The 21,796-nt window shown below is 73.1% G+C and carries 17 protein-coding genes; 3 read left to right on the plus strand and 14 right to left on the minus strand.

The genetic code is table 11. The features are described 5' to 3' along the window. Position 1: 1 nt before the first annotated feature. Positions 2-2,053: a phosphocholine-specific phospholipase C gene (locus tag ACH4SI_RS03870; RefSeq protein WP_398292170.1), complete on the minus strand. Its 2,052-nt coding sequence runs from the start codon at positions 2,051-2,053 to the stop codon at positions 2-4. A gap of 157 nt (positions 2,054-2,210) precedes the next feature. On the opposite strand from ACH4SI_RS03870, the gene ACH4SI_RS03875 reads away from it, so the two are divergent. Continuing rightward, the gene (locus ACH4SI_RS03875) at positions 2,211-3,329 is read left to right on the plus strand and encodes a CapA family protein (RefSeq protein WP_398292172.1); all 1,119 of its coding nucleotides are present in this window, start codon (positions 2,211-2,213) and stop codon (positions 3,327-3,329) included. 21 nt (positions 3,330-3,350) lie between these two features. Here the strand turns inward: ACH4SI_RS03875 and ACH4SI_RS03880 are convergent, their stop codons facing one another. From ACH4SI_RS03880 to ACH4SI_RS03900, 5 genes are all read right to left on the minus strand, one after another. Next, positions 3,351-4,316 (minus strand): YbhN family protein, encoded by a 966-nt coding sequence (locus tag ACH4SI_RS03880; RefSeq protein WP_398292175.1) that lies wholly within the window; start codon positions 4,314-4,316, stop codon positions 3,351-3,353. An 83-nt stretch (positions 4,317-4,399) separates the two neighbouring features. After that, on the minus strand, positions 4,400-5,638 hold the full coding sequence (locus ACH4SI_RS03885; RefSeq protein ID WP_398292177.1) for a glycosyltransferase 87 family protein: 1,239 nt from the start codon (positions 5,636-5,638) through the stop codon (positions 4,400-4,402). Continuing rightward, complete coding sequence (mptB, locus tag ACH4SI_RS03890; protein ID WP_398292179.1) at positions 5,635-7,101, minus strand: polyprenol phosphomannose-dependent alpha 1,6 mannosyltransferase MptB; 1,467 nt, start codon at positions 7,099-7,101, stop codon at positions 5,635-5,637. The genes ACH4SI_RS03885 and mptB overlap by 4 nt, the downstream gene beginning before the upstream one ends. Before the next feature lie 100 nt (positions 7,102-7,201). After that, the gene (locus ACH4SI_RS03895; protein WP_398292181.1) at positions 7,202-8,416 is read right to left on the minus strand and encodes an NAD(P)/FAD-dependent oxidoreductase; all 1,215 of its coding nucleotides are present in this window, start codon (positions 8,414-8,416) and stop codon (positions 7,202-7,204) included. After that, positions 8,413-8,610, minus strand: a complete 198-nt coding sequence (locus ACH4SI_RS03900) for a ferredoxin (RefSeq protein ID WP_398292183.1) — start codon at positions 8,608-8,610, stop codon at positions 8,413-8,415. The genes ACH4SI_RS03895 and ACH4SI_RS03900 overlap by 4 nt, the downstream gene beginning before the upstream one ends. 358 nt (positions 8,611-8,968) lie before the next feature. Between ACH4SI_RS03900 and ACH4SI_RS03905 the strand changes: the two genes are divergently transcribed. After that, positions 8,969-10,903, plus strand: coding sequence for an FUSC family protein (locus tag ACH4SI_RS03905; protein WP_398292185.1), 1,935 nt, complete (start codon positions 8,969-8,971; stop codon positions 10,901-10,903). Between the two features lie 28 nt (positions 10,904-10,931). On the opposite strand, the gene ACH4SI_RS03910 is transcribed toward ACH4SI_RS03905, so the two are convergent. The 5 genes from ACH4SI_RS03910 to ACH4SI_RS03930 form a co-directional block, all read right to left on the minus strand. Further along, positions 10,932-12,422 (minus strand): AlkA N-terminal domain-containing protein, encoded by a 1,491-nt coding sequence (locus tag ACH4SI_RS03910; RefSeq protein WP_398292187.1) that lies wholly within the window; start codon positions 12,420-12,422, stop codon positions 10,932-10,934. An 88-nt stretch (positions 12,423-12,510) separates the two neighbouring features. Then, entirely contained in the window at positions 12,511-13,599 is a 1,089-nt protein-coding gene (locus tag ACH4SI_RS03915) for a hypothetical protein (RefSeq protein WP_398292189.1), read from the minus strand. Next, positions 13,596-15,557, minus strand: a complete 1,962-nt coding sequence (locus ACH4SI_RS03920; RefSeq protein ID WP_398292191.1) for a hypothetical protein — start codon at positions 15,555-15,557, stop codon at positions 13,596-13,598. The genes ACH4SI_RS03915 and ACH4SI_RS03920 overlap by 4 nt, the downstream gene beginning before the upstream one ends. Beyond that, complete coding sequence (locus tag ACH4SI_RS03925; protein WP_398292193.1) at positions 15,554-16,285, minus strand: TIR domain-containing protein; 732 nt, start codon at positions 16,283-16,285, stop codon at positions 15,554-15,556. The genes ACH4SI_RS03920 and ACH4SI_RS03925 overlap by 4 nt, the downstream gene beginning before the upstream one ends. 60 nt (positions 16,286-16,345) lie before the next feature. Continuing rightward, entirely contained in the window at positions 16,346-17,635 is a 1,290-nt protein-coding gene (locus tag ACH4SI_RS03930) for a helix-turn-helix domain-containing protein (protein WP_398292195.1), read from the minus strand. Positions 17,636-17,809: 174 nt separating this feature from the next. On the opposite strand from ACH4SI_RS03930, the gene ACH4SI_RS03935 reads away from it, so the two are divergent. Further along, the gene (locus ACH4SI_RS03935; protein ID WP_398292197.1) at positions 17,810-19,027 is read left to right on the plus strand and encodes a DUF4032 domain-containing protein; all 1,218 of its coding nucleotides are present in this window, start codon (positions 17,810-17,812) and stop codon (positions 19,025-19,027) included. Between the two features lie 43 nt (positions 19,028-19,070). On the opposite strand, the gene ACH4SI_RS03940 is transcribed toward ACH4SI_RS03935, so the two are convergent. The 3 genes from ACH4SI_RS03940 to ACH4SI_RS03950 all read right to left on the minus strand — a co-directional run bounded on the left by ACH4SI_RS03940 (position 19,071) and on the right by ACH4SI_RS03950 (position 21,679). Continuing rightward, the gene (locus ACH4SI_RS03940; RefSeq protein ID WP_398292199.1) at positions 19,071-19,829 is read right to left on the minus strand and encodes a thioesterase II family protein; all 759 of its coding nucleotides are present in this window, start codon (positions 19,827-19,829) and stop codon (positions 19,071-19,073) included. A 162-nt stretch (positions 19,830-19,991) separates the two neighbouring features. Continuing rightward, entirely contained in the window at positions 19,992-20,795 is an 804-nt protein-coding gene (locus ACH4SI_RS03945; RefSeq protein ID WP_398292201.1) for a RimK family alpha-L-glutamate ligase, read from the minus strand. Continuing rightward, on the minus strand, positions 20,792-21,679 hold the full coding sequence (locus ACH4SI_RS03950) for a RimK family alpha-L-glutamate ligase (RefSeq protein WP_398292203.1): 888 nt from the start codon (positions 21,677-21,679) through the stop codon (positions 20,792-20,794). Before ACH4SI_RS03950 ends, ACH4SI_RS03945 begins: the two co-directional genes overlap by 4 nt. Between the last annotated feature and the right edge of the window lie 117 nt (positions 21,680-21,796).

Raw genomic sequence — 21,796 nt, forward strand, 5'->3', positions numbered from 1 at the left:
TTCAGCCGGTGGCGAGCGCGGGATCGCTCAGCCCCGCGCGGCCCGTCTCGACATGGCCCGCGAGCCGGCGTACGAAGGTGCGGTCGTGGTCGGACACCACCGTCAGGTCGTACCACTGGTGGCTGCGGCGCAGATCCGCGGTGTGCGTCACCCGCGCGCCGGGGGGCAGCCGGTAGGTGTCCGACTGGCCGCCCAGGTGGCCGTCCTTGACGGTGAGCCGCACCGTGGTGCGGCCCGGGTTGCTGAAGTTCACCCTCAGCTGTCCGGTCTTGCCGTCGTGACGCGCGCTCACCTGCGGATTCTCGCCGGTGAGCGGACCGGCGAACCGCCGCTGGAAGCCGTCCGGACCGTGCACCTCGACGTCGTAGCCGTCCTTGCCCGGCGCCGCGCTCCACTCGCCGGACAGCCGCTTGCCCGCCTCGACGGTATACCCCCACGGCCCGTCCGGATGGCTCCTGGAGGTGACGTGGAAGTGGGCGCCCGCCCGGCCGTGGCTGGCGAAGTCGATACGCAGCGTGCCGTCGGCCACGGTGGCATCGGCGGACAGGTCGTACGGCAGCGGCCTGGTGGGGCGCCGGCCGGACTCCTGCCGGGGCAGGGCGGGCTGGGCGGGGACCGTGGGCACGTAGTCGGGGTGCCGGTTGTGGTCCTTCGGGAGGTAGCCGCTGGTGTCCGGCATGGCCGGCATGCTCGGGTCGGTGCGCCCGAAGTCGAACGCCGCGGTCAGATCGCCGCACACCGCGCGCCGCCATGGCGAGATGTGGGGCTCCTCGACGCCGAACCGCCGCTCGATGAACCGCAGGATCGAGGTGTGGTCGAGGGTCTGCGAGCACACGTAGCCGCCCTTGCTCCACGGCGACACCACGAGCATCGGCACCCGCTGCCCCAGCCCGTACGCCCCGGCCGCCTGCGAGGAGGAGCCCGCGAACAGCTCGCCGTTCGTGGTCACCGTCGACGCGCCGCGCCCGGGGGAGGGGGCGTACGGCGGCACGAGGTGGTCGAAGAAGCCGTCGTTCTCGTCGTAGGTGATGAGCAGCGCCGTCCTGCTCCACACCTCGGGGTTCGAGGTCAGCGCGTCCAGCACCTGGGCCAGGTACCAGGCGCCGTAGTTCGCGGGCCAATTGGGGTGTTCGGTGAACGCCTCGGGCGCCGCGATCCAGGACACCTGGGGCAGCGTCCCGGCCTTCACGTCCGCCTTCAGGCGGTCGAAGTAGCCGTCGCCCTTCCGGGCGTCGGTGCCGGTGCGGGCCTTGTCGTAGAGCGGGTTGCCGGGCTTCGCGTCGCGGTACTGGTTGAAGTACAGCAGCGAGTTGTCGCCGTAGTTGCCCCGGAACGCGTCATCGATCCAGCCCCAGCCGCCCTTGGCGTCCAGGCCGTCGCCGATGTCCTGGTAGATCTTCCAGGACACCCCGGCCTTCTCCAGCCGCTCCGGGTACGTCGTCCAGCCGTACCCGGCCTCCGCGTTGTCGAGCACCGGGCCGCCGCCCGCCCCGTCGTTGCCGGTGTACCCGGTCCACATGTAGTAGCGGTTGGGGTCGGTGGAGCCCATGAACGAGCAGTGGTAGGCGTCGCAGATGGTGAACGCGTCGGCCAGCGCGTAGTGGAACGGGATGTCCTCACGGGTGAGGTACGCCATCGTCGTGGCCGACTTGGCGGGCACCCACTTGTCGTACGCGCCGCCGTTGACCGCGGTGTGGGTGTCGCCCCAGCCGTGCGGGAGGTCCCGGAGGAACTGCAGACCCAGGTCGTCGGCGTCGGGCCGGAACGGCAGGATGTCCTTCGTGCCGTCGGACTGATACCACACCGGCTTGCCGCTGGGCAGGCTCACCGGCCGCGGATCGCCGAATCCCCGCACCCCGCGCAGCGTGCCGAAGTAGTGGTCGAAGGAGCGGTTCTCCTGCATCAGGACGACGATGTGCTCCACGTCCCGCAGGCTGCCGGTGCTGCGGTTCGCCGGTATCTCCGCGGCGCGCGCGATGCTCGAGGACAGCAGGGACATGCCGGTGGTGGCACCGGCCAGTTGCATGAATCTTCGACGGTCCATGGATGTCATGAGAATCCGGTCTCCTGTGGCGTGGCGAAGTGGAGCGGGGAACCGGGGAAGTGTCTTCCGCCCGGCCGACGTACACCAGGGCGCGTGGAAGAAACGGCGGAAAAGCCTAGTTGAACCTTGGACGCGGCATTCACGACGGGCAGCGCATTATGGAAGTATGCGCGGCGACGCTGTGACGCTGTTCCTCTGCGGCGATGTGATGCTCGGCCGCGGTGTCGACCAGATCCTGCCCCACCCCGGCGATCCGGCGCTGCGGGAACCGTACATCCGTGACTCCCGGGCCTATGTCGAGCTGGCGGAGGAGGCGAGCGGCCCGATCCCGCGGCCGGCCGGCTTCTCCTGGCCGTGGGGAGAGGCGCTGCCGGTGCTGGACCGGACGGCTCCGGATGTGCGGGTGGTGAACCTGGAGACGAGCATCACCCGCGGCGGGGCCTTCGCGCCCGGCAAGGAGATCCACTACCGGATGAGCCCCGCCAACCTCCCCGCTCTGGCCGTGGCCCGGCCCGATGTCTGCGTCCTGGCGAACAACCATGTGCTCGACCGCGGACGGCCCGGCCTCGACGACACCCTCGACTCCCTGGCCGCCGCCGGAATCCAGGTGGCGGGCGCGGGCCGGGACATGAGGGAGGCACGTCGTCCCGCGGCCGTCCCGGCCGGCGATCACCGGCGCGTCCTGGTCTTCGCCTGCGGGACCGCCTCCAGCGGCATCCCGCCCGGCTGGGCGGCGGGCGGCGACCGGTCCGGTGTCGACGTGGTGTCCGAGCACGCGGACGGTGACGCCACCGCGCTCGCCCACCGCGTACGGCAGCTCAAGCGGCCCGGCGACATCGCGGTGGTCTCGATACACTGGGGCGGCAACTGGGGATATGACGTGCCCGAGGACCAGATCCGCTTCGCCCACACACTGATCGACGGTGGCGTGGACCTCGTCCACGGCCACTCCTCCCACCACCCCCGCCCCCTGGAGATCTACCGCGACAAGCTGGTCCTCTACGGCTGCGGCGACCTCATCGACGACTACGAGGGCATCGGTGGCTACGAGCGGTACCGGGACGATCTGCGGCTGCTCCACTTCGCCACGCTGCGGCCGGACACCGGTGCGCTCCTGGGCGTGCGGATGGTGGTCTTCCAGGCCCGGCGGATGCGGCTGTGCCGTGCCCCGCACGAGGACGCCGCATGGCTCGCCCGCACCCTCGGCCGCACCGGCTCCGCCCTCGGCACGCGCATCGCCCTCGGCCCCGACGACGTGCTCACCGCACACCACGCCCACCCCTGAGCGGCGGCCCCTCCGACGTGCTCAGAGGATCTTGGAACGCACCAGGGCGCCCAGCACCAGCGCGCCCGGGACCAGCGGAAGCCACAGCGTGATGAAGCGGTAGGCGAGCACCGTGGAGGTGGCGGCCTCGACCGGGGCGCCCGCCGCGACCAGCGCGATCACCAGCGCCGCGTCGACCGAGCCGATGCCCCCCGGCGAGGGGATCACGGCGGCCACCGCCGAGGCGGCCAGATAGGCGAGCATCACATGCGGCGGCCAGACGTCCAGCTCCAGCGCGAGGGCCACCGCCACCAGACCGGTCGCCTGGAGCAGCGGGAACGCCAGTGAACCGCCCCACAGGGCCAGCGCCCGGGACGGCCGCAGATGCAGGGAGCGGGCGTCGGACAGCGCGGTGCGCAGGAAGCCACGGATCACCCGGCGCACCCGGCGGATCAGCAGCAGCCCCGCCACCAGGGCCACCGCCCCCGCCACCGCGCCCCACACCACAAGACCGGCGGTGCGCTCCGGCAGCAGCGGGCCGACGTGCAGCGCCTCCGGAAAGGCGGTGAGCAGCACGAGCAGCAGCACGATCCGGGTGACGGCCTCCGCCAGGAAGTACAGGGCGAGCGCGGCCGAGGAGCGGGCCGCGGGGAGCCCGCAGCCCGTCATGAAGCGGATGTTGACCGCGCTCGCCCCGATCCCCGACGGCAGCAGATGGTTGGCGGCGCCCGCGGCGAACTGGGTGGCGAACAGCCGCCTGGCCGGAAGCCGTTCCAGCACCGTGCCCTGCCGGGCGAACGACACCGCGACCCAGCCGAGCCCCGTCGTCGCGACCGCCGTCAGCAGCCACCACGGGTCGGCGGTGAGCATCTGACGGGCACCGGAACCGATCAGCGACCGGTGCCGTGCCACCCAGACGGCGACCGCGACCAGCGGCAGGAGGCACAGAACCTGGCGCAGCGGAAGCCGCCGGTACAGGGGGAGGGGCGCCGTCTGCCGCACGGACATCCCTTGCGTCCCCCGCACCCCTTGCATCCCTTGTTCCAGGGGTGCTGTTGGCCGCATACGCGCTGTCGGCTGCATCGCCATCCCTATCCCGTCGCCGGACGCCCGGTCGGGGCCGATCGCGGTGCCGGGGCGGGCACCGGGGCCGCACCGGGTGCCGCCTCCCGCAGGGGCAGCGCCAGCAGCAGCCCGAGGCAGATCCACACGTACGCGTTGCTGCCGAGGAAGCCGGTCACGCCGGTCGCGTCGAACCGCCACAGCCACACCAGACTGCTGCACAGGATCACATAGATCACCGCGGCGGTCCTCAGCAGCGTCCGCCGCCGCTGCGGTGGCGTGTCCGGCCGCAGCCCCGACTCGGCGAGCACGATGAGCGCCGGGATCAGCCACACCAGATGGTGCACCCAGGTGATCGGGCTGACCAGGCAGGCGGCGATCCCGGTGAGGGCGTAGCCCGCCGGTTCGTCGCCCGCGGCGGCCGCCTGCCGCACCCGGTACGCCCACACCGCCAGCAGGGCCAGCACCCCGGCCGCCCAGACGGCCCCGCTGGGCTCCACCGGGGCCACGAGCCGGGCCAGTACGCCCTCCCACGACTGGTTCGAGACGTACGACAGCACTCCGATGCGGTCGGTGTCCCACAGCGCCTCGGTCCAGTAGACCCGGGAGGCGGTGGGTGCCGCGCACACGGCCAGCAGCGTGGCGCCCACCGCGGTGGCCGTGGCGACGGCGGCGGCCCGCCACCGCCGGGTGACCGCGAGATACACGATGAAGATCGCCGGGGTGAGCTTGATGGCGGCGGCCAGCCCGGTCCCGTACCCGGCGAAGCGGCCGTGTCCGGTGGCCAGCAGCCGGGCGTCCAGCAGCACCAGGACCAGCAGCAGCAGATTGACCTGCCCGAAGCTGAAGGTGTCCCGGACCGGCTCCAGCAGCGAGAACAGACAGCCCGCCACGGTGAGGGCGAACCACATGTTCCAGCCCTGCCGGCGCACGACCGGCCCGATCAGCCAGGCCAGGACGGTCGCCGAGGCGGCCACGTTGAGCAGCACGCTGACGCCGACCGCCGCCGGCCAGCTCAGCAGCGTCATCGGCAGCATGCACAGGGCCGCGAACGGCGGATACGTGAAGCCGTAGTCCGCCCCGTCCGCGCCCGGTGTGGTGAAGTCGTAGATGTGGCCGTCGTGCAGCCACTGGCCGACGGCCCCGTAGTAGACACCCAGGTCGAACCAGTCCCGGTGCAGCGGGACATAGGCCAGGAAGAGCGCGGCGGCCGTGGCGATCGCGGTCGCCAGCAGCAGCCGCCCGCGGTTCGTGGTGGGCCCCGTCATGCCGAACGCTCCGGCCAGTGCGCGCCCTTCGCCGTGGAGAGCCCCTGCCCGGCGGCGAAGCCCGGTGCCCACCGGGCGCACCACAGCACGCACAGCGCCAGCGCGCCACCGCACACCGCGAAGGTGAGCTGCCGGGAATCCGGGGCGAAGCCGCTGGGCAGCACGGCCAGCGCGAGCACCCCGCTCACCCCGGCCACCGCACGGCGCACCGCGCCGCTCGGCGCGGCCGCGGCGATCAGGAACAGCCCCCACAGCAGGTACCAGGGCCGGATCGCCGGGCCGAGCGCGGCGACCGCGGTGAGGCTCAGCCCCAAGGCGTACAGCGGGCCGCGGCGTGGTGGCCGCAGCCAGACGACCACCACCGCGACCGCGGTCGCGAGCAGACCCAGCGCGTGCCACGCCGGGGTGGCCAGCGGTGCCAGCCCGCTGCCGACCGCCTGCAACAGGGCGCCGGTGGCCCGGCCGAGGGAGCTGGTCAGCGCCCAGTTACCGGCGGACGCGGGGGTGGACAGCGCCCCGATCCAGCCGTAGCCGGTGCCGGTGACGGCCGTGGCCACGCCCGTGGTGACGAGCGCCAGCGCGGCCGTGGCGAGGAAGGCGCCGACTTGTCGTCTCCGGTCCGGCGCCCGGCGCGCCCACAGCGAGGCCACCGCCAGCAGCCCCAGCGCGGCGGGCGCCTTGACCAGGGCGGCGAGCGTGACCAGGACGGCGCCGCAGGCGGGCCACCGGCCGGTCGCGGCCACCAGCCCGGCGCCGAGCAGCCCCAGCATGACCGCGTCGTTGTGCGCCCCGCCCACCAGGTGCAGCAGCAACAGGGGGTTGAGCCCGCCCAGCCACAGCGCGGCGCCCGGGTCGGTGCCGCAGCGGCGGGCCAGTACGGGCAGGGCGAGCACCATCAGCGCCACCCCGAGCAGCGCCATCAGCCGCAACCCGAAGACGCCCAGGGGCAGTTCGGCGCGTGAGGCGTGGGCGATCGCGCTCTCGAAGGCCAGCGAGACCGGGCCGTACGGGGTGGGGGTGTGCTGCCACACCGGCGCCACCTCGGCCGCGATCGGCCCGCCGAGCCGTACCGGGCCGTGGGTGTAGACGTCGATGTTCGCGTGGACCATCGCGCCCTGGGCGAGATAGCTGTACACGTCCCGGCTGAACAGCGGGGGAGTGGGCAGCAGCGGGGCGGCCCAGGTGGCGAGCGTCACCAGCAGGCTGCGGACACCGGGCGGCCGTGGGCCGCGCACCTCGCGCCCCAGCCACCACCAGGCCGCCACCAGCAACACCAGTCCGAAGTAGGTGCTGACCAGGCCGAGGGCGGCTTTTCCGGAGTCCGGGGTGAGGGCATCCCCCATGGGCAGCGCTCCGGCCGTCGCGCCTCCCGCGGCGAGGGCGACCGAGCCCGCGAACCCGAGAAGCCGGCAGTGGTGCGGAGCGATGGCGACACCTTGGACGAGAACACGACGGACCAGCACCCGCCCCACACTTGCCGCGACGTATGGCCGAAACGTGACGCCGCGGTCACCGGTGGCTGACCGGGAGGTGTCGGCCGCGTCACCCGCCCCGGCCGGAGACTCAGGCGAGCGCTCCCACCAGGGGCTTGCCGCCCTCGATCGACGACCAGGCCGCCTTGTCGGCCACCAGCTGGCGGAGTTTGAGCACTTCACGCGGGCTGTTCCAGCCCAGCACCCCCACCACCCGCCCCCGGTGGCCGTAGGCGACAACGAAGTGGCGGTTGTCCAGCTCGCCGTGGAGCACGGCGAGTTCGGCGTCGGCCGGAAAGATGCCGTACGCCTGGATGTGGGCGTCGTACTGGGAGGTCCAGAAATACGGTACGGGGGCGAACGGCAGGTCGTCGCCGAGGAGGTTACTGGCGACGGCCTGGGCCTGCTCGGTCGCGTTCAGCCGGTGCTCCAGCCGCATGCGGGCGCCGAAGTGTTCGTTGTACCAGGAGGCGACGTCACCGGCCGCGTAGATGCCCGGCGCCGCCCGGCAGGCGGCGTCGCACTCCACGCCGTTGCTCAGGCACAGCCCGGAGCCGGTCAGCCAGCCGATCGACGGGATCGCGCCGATGGCGACCACGACGAGATCGGCGTCGAGTACCGTCCCGTCGGTCAGTTCGAGCCCGGTGACATGGCCGCCTGCCGAGAGGAACCGGGTCACCCCGGTGCCGCAGCGCATGGACACGCCGTTGTCCCGGTGCAGCTGCCCCACGAGCCCCGCTATCCGGTCGCCGAACTGGCGGCGCATGGGCACCGGACGCGGATCGATCATGGTGACGTCCAGCCCCATCCGGCGGGCCGCCGCGGCGGCCTCCGCACCCAGGAACCCCGCGCCGACAACCGCGACCGTCGGCCTGCGCTGGAGATCGTCGCGCAGGGCGAGCGCGTCGTCGAGGGTGCGCAGCAGATGCACCCCGGCCAGGTGGTGGGCGTCGGGCAGGCCGCGCGGGGTGACACCGGTGGCGATGACCAGGGTGTCGTACGGGACGCTGTCCCCGCCGTCCAGCAGCACCCGCTCGGCGAGGGTGTCGAGCCCGGTGGCGGACCTGCCGAAGAGCAGCTCCGCGTCGAGCGCGTCCAGTTCCTCGTCCGTACGGAGCTTGATCCGGTCGTGTTCCCAGGTGCCCGCCAGGATCTGCTTGGACAGCGGCGGCCGGTTGTAGGGGGTGTGCGGCTCGTCGCCGATCAGCGTGAGCCGCCCGCCGTAGCCCAGCGAGCGCAGGGTGACGGCGGTGGTGAGCCCCGCCACCGAGGCACCCACGACGACCACGTTCCGCGGGCTGCTCACGACTCGGCCAGGGCGATCGCCAGGCCGGGGCAGCCGGCGGCGGCCCGGCGCACCTCGCCGTGCAGTCCGCTCGACGGAAGGTCGTCGAGCAGGACGGCCACACCGTCGTCGTCGCGCTGGTCGAACACCGCCGGGGCGGCGAGCACGCATTGGCCGGAGGCCACGCATCTGTCCTGATCTAACGTCACGTGCACGGAGTACTCCACGCTTGGGGTGTCGGGCCGGGCGATGCGTAAACGACCGTTCTGGTGGCGGCGACACGGAGGCTAGTTGGCCTTGTGTGCACAGCACAACACGCTGAGTTCAAAGATGGCCAATGAGGGTCACATATGAGCCTGGCATGTGCACGGGCAGATCGGTGTCGTGAATAAACCCGGTCAAAATGCAAAATCGGCAGGTCATCGGCGAGCGCCGGAGCCGCGCTCCCGGCCTCGTCGGTTGTCAACCATCCCCCGCTCACATGGCGGAAACACGCAGGTTACGAAAGCTCTGCCCGGCTCACGTACCGTCGAAGAGGCCGACCCCACCCCACCCCGGATCTACGGAGGATCCTTGCGCGCGCTTCCCGCCCTGCCCGACTGGCTGACGCACCCCCTGCGCGGGGTGCGGGCCCTGCGTGGCCCCGTGCCGTGGCCCGCGGTGCTGCGCGGAGCGCTCGGCGTGGGCCCGGTGGTGGCGGCCGGAGTGGCCACCGGCAACACCCCCGCCGGGGTGACCGCGGGCCTCGGCGCGATGTTCGCGCACATCAACGACCGCCCGGCCACCCGCCGCACCCGCACCGTACGCATCGGGCTCCCGGCCCTCGCGGGAGCCGTCGGCCTCTTCACCGGAGCCTCGTTCGCCACGCTCGGGCTCGGCCCGTGGATCGCCCTCGCGCTGGCCACCGTCGGGCTCCTCTCCGGCGCCCTCAGCGCCGTCGGACCGGTGTGCTCGTCGGCCGGAGTGCAGCTGATGGTGCTCGCCGTGGTTGGGGCCGGAATGCCGCTGCCCGAACCCCCGCCGATGCGCGCGGCGATGCTGCTCGTCGGCGCCATCTGGGTCATCGTGATGGCCTCCCTGCTGCCCATGGTCCACCGGTTCCGCCCGGCGGCCGCCCCCGGGCCCGACGAGCGCGGCGCGGTGGCCGCCGTGTACGACGCGCTCGGCGACCTGATGACGGTCGTCGGCACCGAGGGCGCCCAGGCCGCGCGACGCCGGCTGACCGCCGCGTACGACACCGCGTACGAAGCCCTCTACGCCCACCGCATCCCCTGGCAGCGCCCCGATGAAGAGGAACGGCGGCTGCGCGACCGGCTCGCGGTGGCCGGGGGCTTGAGCGAAGCGGTGCTGACCCTGCTGTGGGAGAACGAACCCCTGCCCGACCGGGTCGCCCGTACCCCAGCCCAACTCGCCCGCTCGGTACGCACCGGACTGCCCCCGGGCCGCCTGCCCGCCCCCGTACCCAGCACCGCCGGCAGCATCGCCGTGCACCGGGCGGTCCTGCTCGCCGCCCGGGTCTTCGACGGCGAACCCGCGCCCCCGGTCGGCGCCGTCGGCCCCGGCCCCCGGCAGCGGCTGCGCCGGATGCTCGGCCCGGCAGGACGGGAGTACGCGGCCCGGGTGGCCCTGTGTGTCGGCGTGTCCACCGTGCTCGCGCGTTCGCTGCCCGGCGACCACTGGTACTGGCTCCCGGCCACCGCCACCTTCCTGGTCAAGCCCGACATGGGCCCGCTGGTCTCGCGTGCCCTCTCCCGAGCCTTCGGCACGGCGCTGGGCGTGGCCGTCTTCGGCGTGCTCGCCACCCTGCTCGGCTCGACGACCGGAGTGCTCGGGCTGTGGCCGGTCGCGGTGGCGGCGGTGTGCGCGGCGCTCATCCCCGTCTCCGTACGCCACTTCGCGTTCCAGACGGCGGTGCTCACCCCGCTGCTGCTGTCCCTCGTCTACCTCGGCGGCGACACCGACCCCGGCTACACCCGGCTCATGGACACCCTGCTCGCCTGTGCGGTCGTGCTCGCCGCGGGTGCCCTGCCCGGCCTCGGCGGCCCGCGCGCCCAGGTGTCCGTCCGCCTCTCCCTCGGCGTCCGCGCCACCCGCGACCACCTGGACCGGGTGCTGACCGCCGAAGCGCCCTACGCCGAGCGGCTGCGCCTGCGCCGCGAGGCCTACCGCACCCTGGCCGACGCGCGCCGCGCGGTGGAGGTGGCGAGCGCCGAACACCCGCCGTTCGGCCGGGACCTGGCGGCCTGGGCGCCGGTGGTCTCGGCGCTGGAGGAAGTCGTGGACGCCGCCACCGCCTGCGGCGTCCGCATCGACCAGGGCCGCCCGTACCCCGACGCGGAACAGGCGGCCCGGCTCCGCGCCGGCCTGTCCGACCTGGCCGACGCCGTCGCCACCCGCCGCCCCCCGACGGACCTGGTCCTGCCCGCCGGAGCGGCGGTCACGGACTGCGCGACCCTCGCGGACGTCACCGCCGGGCTGCGCAGGGCCCGGCGGCTCGCGTCGCACTAGACAGCCGTACGCGGCCTCGGCCGAGGGGTCACGCCAGGGCGGGCCGGGCGGCCTTCGGGGCGTTCCAGAAGTGGTGCATGGCGTACGAACGCCACGGCCGCCAGCCCTCGGAGTCCTCCAGGAACGCTCCCGTACGGCGCGCCCCGGCCCGCACCGCGACGTCCCCCTCCAGCAGGACATCCGGGTCGCCCAGCGCCCGCATCCGGATGTAACCGGCCGTCCACGGGCCGATGCCGCGCAGCGCCAGCAGCTCCTTCTCGGTCCGGTCGCGGTCGGCGCCGGTGTCGAGACGTACCGCCCCGGTGGCGAGCGCGGCGGCCAGTGTGCGCAGGGTCGCGCGCCTGCTCTCCGGCATGCCGAGATCCGTGAGCGGGCTGTCGGCGAGGTCGTCGGCGCCCGGGAAGAGATGGGTGAGCCCGCCGCTGGGCTCCGTGAGGGGCGTGCCGTACGCGGCGACCAGGGCGTTGCCCAGCCGTTGCCCCGCGGCGACCGACACCTGCTGGCCGAGCACGGCGCGCACGGCCAGCTCGTGCGCGTCGGCCGAGCCCGGCGAACGCAGCCCGGGCCGCGCCGCCACGAGGGGGGCCAGCGCGGGGTCGGTGCCCAGCCGCTCGGCGACCGCGTACGGATCGGCGTCCAGGTCGAACAGACGGCGGATCCGCTGGGTGGCGGTGGTCAGATCGCGCAGCTCGGTCAGGTGCAGCCGGCACTCCAGCCAGCCGTCACCGGGGCGCTCGTCGATCTCCACGACACCGCAGCCGTGCGGCAGCCGCAGGGTACGGCGATAGGTGCGGTCGCCCGGGCCGCCCACCACCTCCTCCACGCCGGTGAGGGCGCGGCGGGCGAGATAGCCGAACACCTCAGCGGTGGCGTACGGACCGCGGTAGGCGAGCCGCAGCGGCACCCCGGCCGAGGCGGCCCCCGCCGCCGGGCGCCCCACCGGCCCGAACCGTGAGTCCCGGCCCGGGCGGGCGGCGCGCAGCTCGGTCGGGGTGGCGGCGTAGATCTCCCGGATGGTGTCGTTGAACTGCCGCACACTGGCGAACCCCGCCGCGAACGCGATCTCGGCGGCCTGCAGGGCGGTCGTCTGAAGCAGTATCCGCGCGGTGTGGGCGCGCTGCGCGCGCGCCAGCGCGACGGGCCCGGCCCCCAGCTCCGCGCCCAGCTGCCGCTGCACCTGGCGGGCGCTGTACCCCAGCCGCGCCGCCAGCCCGGCCACCCCCTCCCGGTCGACCACCCCGTCCCCGATCATCCGCATCGCACGCCCGACGGCGTCCGCCCGCGCGTTCCACTCGGCGGAGCCGGGCACCGCGTCGGGACGGCAGCGCCGACAGGCCCGGAAACCCCCGCCCTGCGCCGCGGCGGCGGTCGGGAAGAAGCGCACGTTCTTGCGGTGAGGCGTGGTCGCCGGGCAGCTCGGCCGGCAGTAGATCCCGGTGGTGGCCACGGCGAAGAAGAATTCGCCGTCGAAGCGCGCATCACGGCTGCACACCGCTTCGTACATGCTGTCTTCGCTCATCACACCCCTACTGTGCGCCATCCCGGGGCGGTGTGCTGGCGGAAAACGGACATGACGCTCACGGCGGGTAAGCGCGAGTGGTGCGGCGTCAGGGGCTCCGCTCCGCCTCCCACGCCGCCTCGTCCGGCGCCTCGTCGAAGGCGTCCGGCGTCGGGGCGGGCGCGTCGAAGCGGGCGCGCAGCTCCTCCATGGCCTCCGGCGACGCGTAGGAGGCCGCGGTGTGGGCCATCTGCCGGGCGAACAGGGCGCGTCGGGGGTCGTCCTCGGCGAGCCCCATGGCTTCCAGCAGAGCCGCGAAGTGGTCCGCGGCCGATGCGGGGGCCTCCGGCCGGGGCGCGGGTGCGTGGCCGTTCTGCTCGGAGGGCGTGGGCTGGGGGAGCGGATACGGGACGAGGTGCTGGAACCGGTCGGGGACGTCCTTGTTGTTCGCGGCGGAGGTGAGCTGGGCGAGCAGGCCCAGGTCCTTCACCGTCCTCTCCACCTGGTCGTCGTTCCGGGCGAGCCACCAGACGACGGCGCTTCCGGTGTCCCGCAGCACGTCCGTGCCCAGATACGCGCGCCGGTTCTGCTCGTACTTCCGCTCGTGCTCCCACACCGCCTCGTCCTTGCGGACCGCGGCGAGCTTGTCCAGACGGGCCTGGTCGACGTCGGAGAGCGTGAGGGTGACGTTCTCCGCCATGGCCATCACCTGACCGCTCGCGTCGGGCCGCATGGTGCCCAGGGCGCCGTTCAGCTCGTGCTGGACGAGGGTGCTTCTGGCGGGCGGGGCGACCTCGGTGATGCGGCGGGCCCGCTCCAGGACCGCCTCGATGGCCAGGGCGCCGGGGTTGATGACCGGGGCGTCCTCCGGTGCCGTGTCGGCGGGATGCCAGCGCACCGTCGCGGAGAACAGGAAGTCGTAGTCCGCTTCCTCGCTCGGCAGCGCGATCTGGCTGACGGGGTGTTCCCGACGCTCCAGCGGGGGAATGGGCAGATCGGGCTCGAGCAGGAGTTCGCGCGGCAGCGGATCCGGTCGGCGGTCCGCGAGCCTCACCAGGAGCAGGGGGACGGCGACCAGCGCGGCGAGCACCACGGGCCACACCCACAGTGGCCAGCCGGCGCACAGGCCCAGGATCACGAGCAGCAGCCCGCAGATGATGGTGAGGAAGGCCGTCACGGTCTTGCGGCCAGAACTCATGGTGCGATCTCCCCGTTCCGGGTGGCTTGAGCAGTGTTGATCTTGTCGAAAAGGAGGTCGACGAGCGGCGTCCGGCAATCCGGGCCCTCCGGCGGCGCATGCGCCCAGTCCCGGGTCAGCACGTACAGCCGGCCGAGGACGTCCCCGCGCTCACCGCCGCCCTCGACCAGGACATCGAGCAGCGCGTCGCGGTGCCGCCCGTGCTCCCAGGCCGCGAGCAGCCAGTCCTGCACCCGCTCGGCCCAGTCCTGATGGGGACGGCGGCGGAACACGGCGCCCCAGCCGGTGATGAGCTGGCTCCGTACGCCGGTCTCCGCGAGGAGCGGACGCAACCGGGTACCGGGATCGAGGAGCGGGCCGGGCTCGGCGAGTCTGAGGAACAGCTCGGCGTCCAGCGGCCAGTCATGGTCCACCAGATCACGTGCGAGACGGAACAGCATCAGGCGCCGCAACCGGTGATCGGCACGGATGAGCTGCAGCAGCGCCTCACGGGCCGTGGTGCTCCGCACTTCCCGCCTGGCCAGATGGTGGAGCCGGACCATGGCCTCGTCCGGGTGGCGCACCGCCATCACCTCGGCGCAGACACCGACGAGCACATCGGCGAGACCCGCGGACAGGGTCTGCCTCGACCAGCCGTAGATCTTCTGCCGGAAGGTCCAGCCGTGCACCTGGTCGCGCAGGCCGCGTTCGAGCGCGTGGGCCGCCGACCGCAGCCGTGGATCGCCGCGCGACGCGGAGGCCCACTGCGCCACGAGTGAGAGCAGTTCATCGGTGTGCCCCGTCCGCAGACACTCTTCCGCGAACCGGCTGACCAGGCCGTCGCGGTCGTCCCGGCCCAACTGGGGCAGCAGGACGGTGTCCGCCACCCAGGTGCGCAGCGGGCCGCGCAGCTCGGGCATGTGGTTCCAGAAGTGGGCGCGGATCGCCGAGTCGTACCCCAGCTCGGTGAAACGGGCCCTGGCCCCGGCGTCGGTCTCGGCGCCGATCTCCTTGAACCGCTCCGCGAGGTCCGCGCGTTCCAGCAGCGGGCGGGTGTCCTCCGGGTATCGCGCGACCTTCAGCAGGGACGCGGTGGCCTGGTGGATGGCGTCGGCGTGGGCGCCGTGCAGCATGGCCGTCGTGAGCAGCAGGGCCCGCTGCGGCCCTTCGCGCCGCTCGGCGACGAGCTGGGTGACGTCCTTGTCCCGGGCCGTCACCGCGGCGAGCGCGGTGGCGCACCACTCGGGGAAACCGCCCGCGCCCCGCGCCGCGTCCCGGGCGCGCCGGATGAGACCGGCGAGTTCGGCGATCTCCCGGACGGGCGGCCGTCCGGCCAGGTACTCGGTGAGCCGCGCGGGTGGGCGCCCGGCCTCGGTGATGCCGTCGTGCCGCAGATACGCGCGGAGCAGCCTCATCTCCTGCGGGCGCGCCATCTCCGCGAGGAACGGCTCGAACGCCGCGTGGTGCTTCTCCACCCGGTGGCGGGGGAGCACCACGACCAGATGCGCCCGGTGGGCCCGCACCTCCTCGCGGAACGAGGACAGCTCGCCCTGGATCTCGCGCCACAGCTGTTCACCGGAGGTCGACAGATCCAGAAGGAGCTGATCACCATCCCCGATGTGGGCGGGGTTGAGGCGCGGGCTCTTCTCCAGTTCCGGCAGCACCTCGTGGAACCGGCCCGCGCCGCCGCTCAGTTCGCGCAGCAGCATACGCGCGGCGGCGTTGCGCCCGCTGCCCGGTTCCCCGTCCAGCAGCACGGTGCCGGTGTCCTCAAGGCGCTCCCGCGCCACGCCGAAGCCCGGGGGAGGGACGAAGCGCTCATGGAGCCAGGCCAGTTCGTCCTCGGCGACCCGCAGCGGGGTCCGGCCGCGGGAGTCGACCAGCAGCGCGCTGGGGTCGTTGATGTTGATGAGGGTGCCGGCGCCGGCGAGGACCGGACCGTACGACCGGTCGACCCGGGTGTGGATCGGGTCGTTCACCGCTCCTCGTCCTCGCGCCGCCGGGATCCGCCGAAGCTGTTGCTGATACCGCCATGGTTGTTCCCGGCGACGTAGGCGACACCGTCACCGGAGATGGTCGGGGAGTGCTGGTGGATGTCGCCCCTGCCGGTGTGCACCGGGCCCCGGGAGTCCTTGATGACGGTGCCGACGTCGCCGGTGATGTCACGCGCCTGGTTGGCGGCGCCGTTGACGTCCCCCACGGCGTTACGGACGGTACCGCCCTCGTCCGGCCGCGCGGCGGCGCGGTCGGACGCCCTCAGCTCGGGCACCAGCTCGGCCAGGGCGTCACCGATCCGCGCGAGGTCGGCCGATGCGTGGTGATGATCGAGCCGCAGGGACTGGCAGTCGGCCAGCCACGCCAGCTCCTCGGGCAGGTCGGCGCCGCGCAGCCGCTCGGTCCGCCGCCCGTCCAGCAGCGGGACCACCGGTATCCCGCACTCGTACGCCTCCAGGATCTCGCGGCGGACCCAGTCGTCCTCCTCATGGAGCCGCGGGTGGCCGGACCAGTCGGGGCCGATGACGGCGAGCAGGACCCCGCTGCGCCGCACACCGCTGAGGAGCGCCTGGGGGAAGGCCCCACCCGGCGGGATGGACTTCGAGGCGCGGTAGATCCGGTCGTCGCCGAAGCGGTGGGACAGCGCGGTGTCCAGGGTGAGCGCGGTCTTGTCACCGTCTCCGGTCCGGTAGTTGATGAAGACGTCGGGCATGGCGGCCTTTCTCCGGTGGCGGATGGCGGTCACGGTGTGCGGATCAGGGGGATCAGGCGCTCAGGGGGCGTCGGTGTGGAGGGACGCGGTGAGCTGTGGGGTCAGGGCGCGGACCGAGGCGTTCTTGGGGTGCCGGGCCAGCGTGTGCGCAAGGCGCCGCAGGTCGGCGGTGATGGTCGCGGAGGCCACCGTGGCGGTGGTGCCGATCAGCTCCTGGGCCAGCTCACAGGCGTGGTCGATGTCCCCCGCCACCGCGTGGGCGAGGGCTCGGCGCATGCCGTAGCGGGCCCGGGTGCGCAGCGCCTCGGGCGGCACCTGGGCCAGCTGGCGGTCGATGATCTCGGCGGCTTCCCGCGGGCGCCCCAGATCGAGCAGGCACCACCCGGTCACCATGGCCACGGGGTCGGTCAGATGGGTGGTGCCGATGACGGGCGCATCGGAGTCGGGGGTGTGCCGGGCGAGGAGCGCCCGCGCCCGGTCCAGACCGCGCATGCACGCGTCGTAGTCACCGTCCAGCGCGTGGCCCTGCGCTTCCCGCTGGGCGGCCAGGCCGTGGATCCGGGGCGGGAGCGTGCCGGTCTGCGCCTGCTGGGCCAGGCCGATGGTCTGCACGGCGTCCTGGCGGTACAGCGTGATCAGTGCGCGGCGCACCAGTGCGTACGCCGCGAGATCCTCGTCCCCGCCGGCGGCGGCCAGTTCGACGGCGCGCCGCGTCCACCACAGGGCGGCCTGTTCGTCGCCCGCCTCCTGCATCAGCCAGCCGATGTACTCCGCGTACCGGGAGGCGAGCCTCAGCAGGCCCTGACGGGTGCCGGTACCGGCACCGCGCGACAGTTCGCGCAGGGTGTGGGTCTGGGCGATCAGCGCGGGCAGCATGAAGGACGGGCTCACGGTCTGCCCGAGCCGCCGGTACTGGTCGAACAGTGACCGGGACACCTCCAGCAGTGATGTTCCCTCGGCGCCGGACGGCACCGGGGAGGGGCCGAGGCCCAGGCGCATCATCGACGCGGCTCCCGCCGCCATCACCTGCCGCCGGTCCATGGGCTGGAACCAGCTCGGGCCGTCCGCCGACAGGTGCATCAGCCACACCTCTTCGTCACCGTGGATCTCCTCCGTGGTGTCCGCTTCCGAAGGCCGCACCGGGACCAGGGCGGCCAGCTCGCCCCCGGCGCCGAGCGCGGCGTCGCAGAGGCGGGCCAGCTCCGGGCTCGGGGCCTTCAGCCCGCGCTCCACCTTGCTGAGCTGGCCCTTGCTGTAGTGGACCAGCCCGGCCAGCTTGTCGAGCGTGAACCCGCCGGCCATCCGCAGCCTCCGGAGTTCCTGACCGAACCGGTGACGTTGCTCGCGCACATGTACCTCCGTAATGCCCTGCCGAGCAGCTGTGAGTCACCGCAAGTCAGGGTGGTGCAGCCGCCGTGCGTGGGCAAGGTGAACCGTGTTGTTTCCTGTTTCCACTTCGAAAGGCAACCGGAAGCCGGTACGCGTGTCGAGATGGCGCACACCTGTGCCGCACACTGGTGTGTCATGGAGCTCCAGATCACCGCCACCTCGCCCGAGCAGCCGGCGTCCCTCCTCGATCTGCCGTGGAACATGCCGCTGGAGGAGTGGCCGGAGGAGCATCTGGTCGCCCTGCCGCGCGGTATCTCCCGCCACGTCGTGCGGTTCGCGCAGGCGGGTGGCGAGGTGGTCGCCGTAAAGGAGGTCGGGGAGTGGGCGGCGGTGCGCGAGTACGGGCTGCTGCGCGACCTGGACCGGCTCGCCATTCCGGCCGTGGACGCGCTCGCGATCGTCACGGGGCGGACCGACGGGGACGGTGAGCCGCTGGAGCCGGTGCTGGTCACCCGCCATCTGGTGGGGTCGCTGCCGTACCGGTCGATGTTCGAGACGACGATGCGGCCCAGCACCATCAAGCGGCTGCTCGACGCGCTCGCCGTGCTGCTGGTGCGGCTGCACCTCGCCGGTTTCGCCTGGGGCGACTGCTCGCTGTCGAACACCCTCTTCCGGCGTGACGCGGGCGCGTACGCCGCGTATCTGGTGGATGCCGAAACGGGGCAGATCCAGCCGAAGCTCACCAGCGGCCAGCGGGAGTACGACGTGGAGGTGGCCCGGGTGAACATCGCCGGGGAGCTGATGGACCTGGAGGCCAGCGGGTCCCTGCACCCCTCGGTGGACCCGGTGCTCTTCGGCCAGGCCATCGAGGAGCGCTACACCGCGCTGTGGCACGAGCTGACCCGGCAGTCCGTCTATCCGGTGGCCAAGCGCCGCTACATCGACCGGCGGGTGCGGCGCCTCAACAACCTGGGCTTCGACGTGGCCGAGATGCAGATCGAGCGCTCACCGGACGGGGACACTGTCACCTTCCTGCCGAAGGTGGTCGACGCGGGCCACCATCAGCGCCAGCTGCTGCGGCTGACCGGTCTCGACGCGGAGGAGAACCAGGCCCGCAGCCTGCTCAACGACCTGGAAGCGTGGATGGCCACCCAGGACGACTACACCCCCGGCGATCCGCTCGGCGCCCGCCCGGAGGTGCTGGCCCACCGCTGGGTGCGCGACAAATTCCGGCCGACGGTGCGCGCCGTACCCCTGGAGCTGCGCGGCTCCGCCGACACCGCGCAGATCTACTACGAGGTGCTGGAACACCGCTGGCTGCTGGCCGAACGGTGCCAGGGCGACGTGGGCCTGCAAGCCGCCGCCGAGGACTACACCCGCAACGTGTTGGGCGGTGGCCGCCCGCCGGAGTGACCGGCGGGCGGACCGCAAAGGCCGGGTGGCCTCGCGGTGGCGGTCACGGCCGTAGCGTGGACAACGTCTCCGAGATGGACGCGATCACCCGCGGTGCCTCGTTGTTGAGGTAGAAGTGTCCACCGGGGTACGTGTGCAGCTCGAACCCGCCGTCGGTGTGCTCGGCCCACTTGCGGGCCTCCTCGACCGTCGCCTTGGGGTCGCTGTCGCCCACGTGGACGTGGATGGGGGTGGCGAGCGGGGGGCCCGGCGTGTAGCGGTAGGTCTCGGCGGCCTTGTAGTCGCTGCGGATCGCGGGCAGCACCATCCGCAGCAGCTCCTCGTCCCCGAGGACCTGCGAATCGGTGCCGCTGAGCGCCTGCATCTCGGCGATGAGACCGTCGTCGTCGCGCAGATGGACCGACTCGTCGCGGCGCGTGGACGGCGCGCGCCGCCCCGACGCGAACAGCACCACCGGCACCACGCCCTTCTGCTCCAGGCGCAGCGCCACCTCGAAGCCGAGCGTGGCGCCCATGCTGTGCCCGAACAGCGCGAGCGGCTTGTCCGTGTACGGCAGCAGCTCGGGCACCAGCGCGTCGGCCAGCTCGCCGATGGTGCTGATGCACTCCTCGTTACGGCGGTCCTGGCGGCCCGGGTACTGGATGGCGAGGACGTCCACGCCCGGCGAGAGCGCCTTCGACACGGGGAAGTAGTAGGAGGCCGATCCGCCGGCGTGCGGCAGGCAGACGAGTCGCGTCGTCGCGTCCGGCGCGGGATGGAACTGCCTGATCCACAGACTGGTGCCGGTGGGGTTTGCGGTCACCTGAGGTCCTTTCGTGCCACTGGTTGCCAACGGCGCGCGCTCGCGCGCACGCACACGGATCCAAGCCTGCCGGATCGGCCCGAACGGCTACAACCCCTGTTTTCCGGACGCTTTGCCGCTAGGGGATCGGGGTGGGGTGGGGCGGCCATCCGGCCTTCGCGGTCACGCCCGGACGGCGGGCCGGGGGCCGGCAGCACGCACCGTCAGCGCCGCAAGCGCCTCCGGCGCGCCCGCCTGCCCCCGGATCCCCGGGAACGCGTTGACGTCCACGATCACCGGCCCGTCCGGTCCGCGCAGCACATCCACCCCGTACACCTCCAGCGCGAACACCGAGCCGACCCGACGCACCAGATCCAGCCACCCGGGCGGCAGATCGTCCAGGGGGAGCGGCAGCGTCAGACGGTCCTCCTTGCCCATGGCCAGCTCGGAGGTCCGCAGCGCGGCGAACACCGTGTCCGCGACGACCCACAGCTTGTGGTCCCAGCCGTCGTTGGGGGTGAAGTCCTGGACCACCACGGGCTCGTCGGGCCATGCGGCGGCAAGCTCCGCGAGGCGTACGGGGCCGTCCACCCGGGCCACCAGATCGTGGCGGCGGCTGTGCCGGCTCTTGACGACCACGGGGTACGCCGGCCGCGCCGCGTCGAGTTGTCCGAGGGCGGACACCGTACGGGTTTCCGCGAACGGCAGACCCGCCCGCCGCGCGAGCGCCGCCATCGCCGTGCGGTCCTGGCAGAGTTCCGTGGCAGCGGCGGAGTTCACCACCGCCGCGCCACGCTCCTCCAGGGACCGGGCCAGCGCCAGCGCCCTCGGCGTACGGGCCTTCAGCAGATAGACGTCGGCCGGCTCGCCGGGCACGGCCGCGGTCTCCGGGTCGATCGCGACCAGATCATGATCGGGCGTCAGCAGGGCCGCCGTGTCGGCGAGGAGCTGATGGTCCGGGTCGGCGGAGATGAGACCGACCCTCATCCGGCACCCCCCACCGTCGCCGGCGCCTGCACCGGCACCCTCACCGGGCCGGGCAGGGCATCCAGCGCTGCCGCGCCCCGCCGGGCCAGCTCCAGCACCGCGCGCCCCACCCGCGCCGCCGCGTCCGGTACCTCCTTGAAGCTGGGGAAGTCGTTCACGTCGACGACCACCGGGCCGTCCGGGCCCAGCAGGATGTCGACCCCGTACAGATCGAGTCCGTACACGGTGCCGACCTCGGCGGCGATCGCGGCCACTTCGGGGGACAGCGCGACGCGGCGCCCCCGTACGCCCCGGTCCTGACCGAGCGGCGAGCCGCGCTCGGTCGCGTACAACTCGCCGCCGACGCAGTACACCTTGAGGTCGATGCCCGAGTTCGGCACATAGGGCTGGGCGATCAGCATGCCCTCCTGGGCCAGTTCGGGGCCGAGCGCCGCCAGCGCGTCCGGCGACGGCACCAGCCGCACCGCTCGTCCCGAGCTGCCGTCCGCGGGCTTGACCACCAGCGGGAACTCCGATTCCGGTATCTCCGCCAGCGCTTCGGGGCGGGCCGCCGCGTAGGTGGTAGGCACCGGCAGGCCACGGCTGCGGCCGATCGCCGCCGCCAGCGCCTTGTCCCGCACCCCGCGGATGGACCGCGCGTCGTTGACGGTGGTGAGCCCGACCGCGGCGGCGGCCTCCAGCAGCGTCAGCCCGGGCCCGCCGGACACGGTCTTGAGCACCCAGGCGTCATGGCTTCCGGCCCGTATGGCGTCGGACATCCGCATCAGGGAGCGGCCGGGCCGCACGACATCCACCTGATGGCCCCAGGCGGTGAGCTGACGGATCACCTCTTGCGGCATTCCGTCGTGGCGATAGCGCTCCTCCACCAGAAAGCAGAGTCTCATCGGCCTTCTTCCTCATCACCGGACACGTCACTCGGGCTGTTGCCGAGCGGGTCCGGCAAGCCGTGGACCTTCAGGATGTCATCACGCGTTCTCCCGTCATTTCCTGGCCCACCCGGT

The sequence above is a fragment of the Streptomyces sp. NPDC021212 genome, assembly GCF_044332925.1.
In the GTDB taxonomy this organism is placed as follows: Bacteria; Actinomycetota; Actinomycetes; order Streptomycetales; family Streptomycetaceae; genus Streptomyces.